This is a genomic window from Oceanivirga salmonicida (assembly GCF_001517915.1).
In the GTDB taxonomy this organism is placed as follows: domain Bacteria; phylum Fusobacteriota; class Fusobacteriia; order Fusobacteriales; family Leptotrichiaceae; genus Oceanivirga; species Oceanivirga salmonicida.
This window is the reverse complement of sequence record NZ_LOQI01000084.1, coordinates 1-5,710: the sequence shown is the minus strand read 5'-3', so window position 1 is coordinate 5,710 and position 5,710 is coordinate 1. Positions and strand designations below refer to the sequence as shown.

At 24.3% G+C, this 5,710-nt stretch carries 6 protein-coding genes; all 6 read right to left on the bottom strand.

Translation table 11 applies throughout. From position 1 onward, the window contains the following. A partial coding sequence (locus AWT72_RS07810) for a hypothetical protein (protein WP_156413111.1) occupies window positions 1–901 on the bottom strand: 901 nt, incomplete at its 3' end. A 13-nt stretch (window positions 902–914) separates the two neighbouring features. Next, a complete protein-coding gene (locus AWT72_RS07805; RefSeq protein WP_067143320.1) occupies window positions 915–1,622 on the bottom strand; it encodes a radical SAM protein in 708 nt (235 codons plus the stop codon). Continuing rightward, the gene (locus tag AWT72_RS07800; protein WP_067143318.1) at window positions 1,609–2,328 is read right to left on the bottom strand and encodes a queuosine precursor transporter; all 720 of its coding nucleotides are present in this window, start codon (window positions 2,326–2,328) and stop codon (window positions 1,609–1,611) included. Before AWT72_RS07800 ends, AWT72_RS07805 begins: the two co-directional genes overlap by 14 nt. Window positions 2,329–2,345: 17 nt before the next feature. Next, window positions 2,346–2,954: a 3'-5' exonuclease gene (locus tag AWT72_RS07795; RefSeq protein ID WP_067143316.1), complete on the bottom strand. Its 609-nt coding sequence runs from the start codon at window positions 2,952–2,954 to the stop codon at window positions 2,346–2,348. A 12-nt stretch (window positions 2,955–2,966) separates the two neighbouring features. Further along, entirely contained in the window at window positions 2,967–4,766 is a 1,800-nt protein-coding gene (lepA, locus tag AWT72_RS07790) for a translation elongation factor 4 (protein WP_067143314.1), read from the bottom strand. Between the two features lie 225 nt (window positions 4,767–4,991). Further along, window positions 4,992–5,621: a M48 family metallopeptidase gene (locus AWT72_RS09285; RefSeq protein ID WP_306765436.1), complete on the bottom strand. Its 630-nt coding sequence runs from the start codon at window positions 5,619–5,621 to the stop codon at window positions 4,992–4,994. Window positions 5,622–5,710: the final 89 nt, after the last annotated feature.

Sequence of the window (5,710 nt, the reverse complement as noted above, 5' to 3'; positions counted from 1 at the left end):
TAAATATATAGGCATAAGTTATTGTTTTAAAATAGTTTAATAATTGCATTATGCAAAAAACTATAAGTAAAATACTAAAATATAATATAAAATATCTATTTTCAGTATAACCATACTCTAATATATGTCTATATACTCTATATACTGCATAAAATACTATCGGTAATATAGTTAATGGTATAAATCTTTTCTTTATTGTAAGATTTAACAAAATAACTAAATACGAAACCCAAAATATCATATGTGTTACTATGTAATATGTTTTAAATCCTCTGACAAAAATATTAGTATATATTAAGATTAAACTTAATATTAAAAATATGATAAATATATAGTTTATTACTTTTTTAGAAAAATATTCTTTTCTATTATCTTGTTGATATAATATACTGACTACTGAGCCACTCAAAACAATAAAATAATATACTAAAATTTCTGCTCTTAAATATTTAATATCAAACAATCCATATATCATCATTACAAATAATATATTAAATATTATCATTAATAAGTAAATACCTGCATGTATTAATATTTTAGTATAAATTACTTCTAGTAAATAATTTTTCTTAAGTTCTAGTATAGTTATAGAAACTATGGCTATTCCTATTAATGCTGTAATTTGTTTATAAAATAATATATTTGCTAAACCTAATACGGAATAAATTATTAAACCTATTGTTATTACAGATAAAATCGTAGAAATATATTTATTTTTCAAAGAATTTTTATAAAGTATTATTATTAGATAACCTAGCATTGCTAAAAATATTATATCTATTGTATCTTCTCTTATTAAATTTATCTTATTATATGTTACCATAAGCATTGCAATTATTGCCCATATTATTTCTAAATAATAATCCTTATATACTTTTGTTATTTCTTTTATTTTTTTCATTTTTTTCTTCTTCCTATTGTACATAAACTCCAAAATCTTTGTTATCTACAAGTATTTCAATATCAGTTCTATCTTTAATATTAGGATAAACATCATTTAAAAACCACTTTACTAATTTTTCATCTCTTTTAATTTCTGTTCCATTTTCTATAAAAATACTAATTGTTGTTAATGAAAAATTTTTAGTTCCCAATTCTATATCATTTAATATTTGTTCTTTTGTTTGACCCTTAGTACATATTAATAATAAGGCTGTATAATACTCTTGCTTTATTTTTTCAAATATTCTATCTGTTAAATAAAAATTCTTTTTTAAAGTTTTAATTCTATATTTATTGTCAAATGTCTCTATTCCTATAATAAATCTAATATTTATTCCTTCAAAAAAACTTCTTATTTCATTCAATCTATTTACATAAGCAAAATATGCTTCAAAATATATAGTATGTATTTTCTTTTTTATTGCTATTTTTTTTATCATTTCTAAACTACTCTTAGGTAGTTCAAATACTGATGCTGAATTTATAACTTCTAAAACTCCAAATTCACCAGTAATATTATCTAAAACTTCATTATTTATTCTATAAATTTCTTCTTCATCAGTTGTATTGTCTAGAATATAGTTACAAAAAGAACATTTACCATAAGCACACGGTAATCCTTTTAAAAGCACTATTTCTCTTTTTCTAACTTGATTTTCTATTTTATTATATCTTATCATCTACTTCTTTTATTATTCCTTTTTTCTTCCACCATGCCGCTATATATACAAAAGGTGTATCTGCTATTGATATTATTAATTTTAAGAAATATGTTGAAAACATTATACTAATTAAAATATTCGTATCATATATTCCTACAAATGCAACTAATGTAAATATCACACTATCAACTATTTGACTTATTATTGTACTTAAATTATTTCTTATCCATATATTTTTAAAACTTGGAAATATCTTTCTTATTAATTGATATAAATGTATATCTAAATAAGTTGATATAGTATATGCCATAAGTGAAGCAACAGTAAGTCTTAATAAAGGAGAAAATAATGCTTTAATAGCATTTTGTGCAGTATCTGCTTCTGATGGACTTATTAATATCGCAAGGTTCATAACTATTGTAGTAAATACCATAGTTAAAAATCCTATTGCTACCACAGTTTTAGCATATTTTTTACCATAATTTTCAGATAATATATCTTCAATTAAAAATATTCCACCATACGCAATGTTCCCCATAGTTGCTTCTACACCGAATAAAACTATTAATTTATTAACTTGTATATTTGCAATTACAATAGATAGTGGTATAAACATCATTATACCTAACTTTCCCCATTTTCTATATGCAAATAACATAAAACAGTAATTGACTAATATATATATTAGCCATATAAATTCATTTCTCCCAAAAATTTCTATCATTATTCCCTTTCCAAAACTTAAAATCTAGTTCCTTTATTCTCTATTACGTATTCTTTAATTCTACTTTTAGCAAGAGTATTTTTTCTCATCTTGAAAAATATTCTAGCCATAGTTAATACATCGTATATACTTTGATGCAGTTCATTTTCATCAACTTCTACATTATAAAATTCAGCACACTCATTAAGTGTAGGCCATTTATATGAATTATATTTCCCTGGTATTTTTAAAATATTCATATTTTCTAACATAGTATCAAATTGACACTCTAATTTAAAAGGTATAAAATCTCTATCAAATCTTATATTATGTGCTATAAAATGATCTGCTCCATCACAAAAATCATAAAAAGATTGTATATCTTCTTCAAAAGTTCTAGCATATTTAATATCAGACTTAGATCTTCTTATTTCTATCTCTTCATCAGTTAATCCATTAACAATTATAGCCTTTTCATTAATTTGCTCTCCATCATTTCTAAAATAAAATCTATCATATTCACCTAATTTTAGCATTTCATCTGTTTCAGTATTATATGATGCTTTCATTGCTGAAATAGAAAGAACTGAAGTTCCTTTAAGTCCATTTGTTTCTACGTCAAAAAATATTAATTTTTTTAAAGCCATTTTAATTCCTTTCTAATTATCATTAAGTTTTAGTACTGCTAAGAAAGCTTCTTGTGGTATTTCAACATTACCGATTGCTTTCATTCTCTTTTTACCTTCTTTTTGCTTTTCTAATAATTTTTTCTTTCTTGTTATATCTCCACCATAACATTTGGCTAAAACATTTTTTCTAAGTGCTTTTATAGTTTCTCTTGCTATTATTTTACTACCTAATGCAGCTTGAATTGGTATTTCAAATTGTTGTCTTGGTATTACATCTTTTAATTTTTCTGCTATTGCACGACCACGACTATACGCAAAATCTGCATGTGCTACAAATGAAAACGCATCTACTGCTTCTCCTGAAACTAATATATCTACCTTAACTAAGTCTGCTTCTCTATAACCTATAAATTCATATTCAAATGAAGCATAACCCTTAGTTTTAGATTTTAATTTATCATAAAAATCTATTACTACTTCTGCTAATGGTAATTCATATTCTAACATAGTTCTATTTTCATCTAAATAATTCATATTAAGAAATGTTCCCCTTTTTTCTTGACAAAGTTCCATAACATTTCCTACAAATTCTTTTGGAACCATAATAGTTCCTTTTATATATGGTTCTTCTATATGTTTTCTACCATCAGGAAATTCGGCTGGATTATCTATCATAATAGTTTCTCCATTTTCAGGTGTTACATAATATTGAACAGATGGGGCTGTTGAAATTAAATCAATTTCAAATTCTCTTCTTAGTCTTTCAACTATAATTTCCATATGTAATAAACCTAAAAATCCGCATCTGAAACCAAAACCTAATGCAAGTGAAGTTTCTGGTTGATATATAAGTGAAGCATCATTTAATTGTAATTTTTCTAGTGCTTCTCTTAAATTTTCATAATCATTTGTTGATATAGGGTAAATACCTGCAAACACAACACTTTGGGCTGGTCTATAACCTTCCAAAGCCATCTTTGTAGGATTTTTTACTGAAGTTATAGTATCTCCTACCTGTGTATCTTTAATTGATTTTATACCTGTTACTATATAACCAACTGACCCTACACCTAATTCATCTACTTCTTTCATTTTAGGAACAAATTGTCCTACTTCTAAAACTTCAAATTCTTTATGTGTAGACATTACTTTTATTTTTTGACCCTTTTTAATGCTACCATCTATAATTCTAATATATGTTACTACACCTCTAAAATCATTGTAATGCGAATCAAATATTAGAGCCTTTAATGGCGCATTTTCTTCTCCTTTTGGAGCAGGTAATTTAGTAACTATTTTTTCTAATAATTCATCTATTCCTAAACCAGTCTTAGCAGAAGTTAGGGTTGCATCATCAGTAGGTAAACCTATTATATCTTCTATTTCAATCAGTACCTTTGTAGGATCTGCTGATGGTAAATCAATTTTATTAACTACTGGTATTATATCTAAATCATTTTCTAATGCTAAATATACATTAGCAAGAGTTTGTGCTTCTATTCCTTGTGCAGCATCTACTACAAGTAATGCTCCATCACAAGCTGCAAGAGATCTAGATACTTCGTATATAAAGTCAACATGGCCTGGTGTATCTATTAAATTTAACTGATACATATTACCATCTTTCGCTTTATAATTAAGAGTTACAGCCTGAGCCTTTATTGTAATTCCCTTTTCTCTTTCAAGATCCATAGTATCTAAAAGTTGCTCTTTCATTTCACGCTCTGTTACAGTTCCAGTAGACTGTATAAGTCTATCTGCTATTGTAGATTTACCATGATCTATATGAGCAATAATAGAAAAATTTCTTATGTATTTTTTATCTACCATTATTTATTATCTCCTTTTATATTTTTCTTTTACTCTACATTTTAACATTTATATTAGTCCTTAGCAACCGCTATTTTTTAGAAATTTATACAAAAACACTTTGATATAATAAAAACATGTATAATAAAACTTATATTTTTAATTAATTCATATAAAGTTTATTAATACATGTCAAAATTTATTTTGTCAACTTGTTTATACTTCATATTTCCCTTATATTTATGCTTAAATCTGATTTAACTTTTTATTTACTTGTTTATAATCAGGAAAATATTTATCAATGTGTTTATAAAAATTTTTACTATGATTAGGGTGTTTTAAATGGGTTATTTCATGAACTATTACTGAGTCTATTTCAATCAAACTTTTTTTCATTAGCTCTATATTTAATACTATTTCTCTTTTAGTTGGTCTACACATACCCCATTTACCTTTCATATTCCCTATGGTAAATTTTATATCATTATTTTCATTCATTAATTCTAAATAATGTTTTAATCTACTCATAAATAATCTTTTAGCCTTGTTATAATAAATATCATTATATACTATGCTCTTAATACTTTCTTTATCTATTTTACTATTTTCAATAATTATTCTATTTTCTTCAAAATATATTTTTTTAGTTTTATTCTCTTTTAAATTTAAAATATATTTTTTGCCATAAAAAGAAAGAAAAGAATTATCTACATAAATATCTAATTTTTTCGTTAATTCCTTGTATCTACTTATTCTATCTATATGTTTATCTATAAAAGTTTTTTTTGAAATTATAAACTGTTCTATATAGTAATTATCTATATTAAATGGAACAGAAATATATATATTACCTTCTGAATTTATTCTTAGGTTAATATTTTTAACTTTTTTTCTTATTACTTCATACCCTAAAATTTTCTCAACTACTATTTTCTATTTCTTTCTCTATTATTTTAATTATATAC

What these genes read in the sequence shown, in the direction of transcription:
- AWT72_RS07805 (WP_067143320.1), bottom strand. Translation starts at nt 1,622, where the DNA reads ATGATAAGATATAATAAAATAGAAAATCAAGTTAGAAAAAGAGAAATA.
- AWT72_RS07800 (WP_067143318.1), bottom strand. Translation starts at nt 2,328, where the DNA reads ATGATAGAAATTTTTGGGAGAAATGAATTTATATGGCTAATATATATA.
- AWT72_RS07795 (WP_067143316.1), bottom strand. Translation starts at nt 2,954, where the DNA reads ATGGCTTTAAAAAAATTAATATTTTTTGACGTAGAAACAAATGGACTT.
- lepA (WP_067143314.1), bottom strand. Translation starts at nt 4,766, where the DNA reads ATGGTAGATAAAAAATACATAAGAAATTTTTCTATTATTGCTCATATA.